The 1,434-nt window shown below is 57.2% G+C and carries 2 protein-coding genes; one reads left to right on the top strand and one right to left on the bottom strand.

Annotated elements, in window-relative coordinates; translation table 11 throughout:
- Positions 1-609: 609 nt before the first annotated feature.
- Positions 610-927: an addiction module antidote protein gene (locus ACODSK_RS32615; protein ID WP_489022272.1), complete on the bottom strand. Its 318-nt coding sequence runs from the start codon at positions 925-927 to the stop codon at positions 610-612.
- 126 nt (positions 928-1,053) lie between these two features.
- Here ACODSK_RS32615 and ACODSK_RS32610 point away from each other — a divergent pair, with 126 nt between their 5' ends.
- Positions 1,054-1,356, top strand: coding sequence for a helix-turn-helix domain-containing protein (locus ACODSK_RS32610; protein WP_489022271.1), 303 nt, complete (start codon positions 1,054-1,056; stop codon positions 1,354-1,356).
- Positions 1,357-1,434: the final 78 nt, after the last annotated feature.

The following is a 1,434-nucleotide window of genomic DNA, read 5'->3' as shown; positions in this document are numbered from 1 at the left end:
AAGCCCGCGGCGAGGCCCGCTACTGAACCGCTATGCCGGCTTTCGATTTGGCCCTAGCGACCGTTAGCAGTGTTCTACTGATCTTCAGATTTACGATTGCACCGGCGACTCTCGTCTGGTCGAGCGGCAATGGCTGTGCAGGCAACTCGGTGAGCGAAAAGAGAGCGCTTTGAAGGTGCTTCTCAGCGTTGTGGATTGCTTCTTCTGTAGACATGCCTGCGCGGATGCACAGGACGGGTGGTGGATCGGGTACTAGCTTTTTCATGGTGTCACTCCGTGCCTGGTAGAAAGGGTGACCACATCTCGCTGCTAAACGAAGGGTGGCAACTGTGCGTGGGTTAGCAGACCGAGGACACGAAAACCCGGCGCACCCGAAGGTGCCCACACGCACAGCCGCCATAACGGAGTTGCGATGGTTTCGAATCGTTCGGACTGCTAATCCGGTCGTTGATTTGGCAACGACCGGCGAAGGGTAGGCAGCGATTCCAGGAGGCGCAACAACCAGGCGGGGTAGGGGAGTATGCTTGGGAAATTGCCTACAAGAAAGTCGGAAATCTGGGAGTTTTCGTAGCTATATACGACACGAAAGCGGCTTTGGCTGACGCAATGTCAGTGAGCCGTCTGATTCTCCTCGGGTTGCTGCACACGGGGCCGGGCAGTGAGCTCGATCCCCAGAGCGCGCATTACCGCCAGCATGGTTTGAAGTGTTGGATTTCCGTGTTCACTGAACGACTTGTGCAGTTGCTCTGTGGTCAGCCCGGTTTCCTTGGCCAACTCAGACATGCCCTTGGCGCGGACAACCACTTCCATAGCCTTGGCGATGTAGGCGGCATCACCAGTATCCAAAGCGTCCGCCAGAAACACCGCGATTGCCTCCGGACCGTCCAGGGCTTGCGCTGGGTCGTATTCATAAATGGGTTCGGTCATTGCGGTCTCCAGTCAGTTGCCGGGCTAAGCGGTCTGTTTCGATTTGTTTATATCAATTAAACGGTCCGATTCCGCATGCTTAGGTCCAGCGCTCGTTGTGGATAACCGGATAGGACTCAGCCGCTTATGAAGGACTACCTCCCTGTCGACTGCACTGTGACTTTGCAATGGATCGGGTTGATGGTGAGGGCCGCCCGACTCTCTCAAGGTATTCGCCAAACCGACTTGGCTAGTCGTCTTGGTGTACCCGAGAGGATGCTGCGTCGAGTTGAGCGGGGAGACCCCTCAGTCAGCGTCAGGGCGTTCACGCTTGTCTTATGGCAATTGGGAGTTACGGAGCAGATCGTCCGCTCGATCCGGGACACGCCGGTTTCGCTCCAGGCGCTGAAGGAAAAGACCAGCGGACGGCGTGTGCGTCGGAAAAAATGAAGTGAGAGGGTTTTTAACGGCAAGAGCAGTGCCGCGGGGCAAGCCCGCGGCGAGGCCCGCTACTGAACGGCTATGCCG

The sequence above is a fragment of the Pseudomonas sp. FG98 genome (assembly GCF_057808595.1).
This window is presented reverse-complemented; position numbering and strand designations above follow the sequence as displayed.

Excerpts from the sequence above, each read along its gene's own strand:
- ACODSK_RS32610 (WP_489022271.1), top strand. The coding sequence starts at position 1,054 with ATGAAGGACTACCTCCCTGTCGACTGCACTGTGACTTTGCAATGGATC.
- ACODSK_RS32615 (WP_489022272.1), bottom strand. The coding sequence starts at position 927 with ATGACCGAACCCATTTATGAATACGACCCAGCGCAAGCCCTGGACGGT.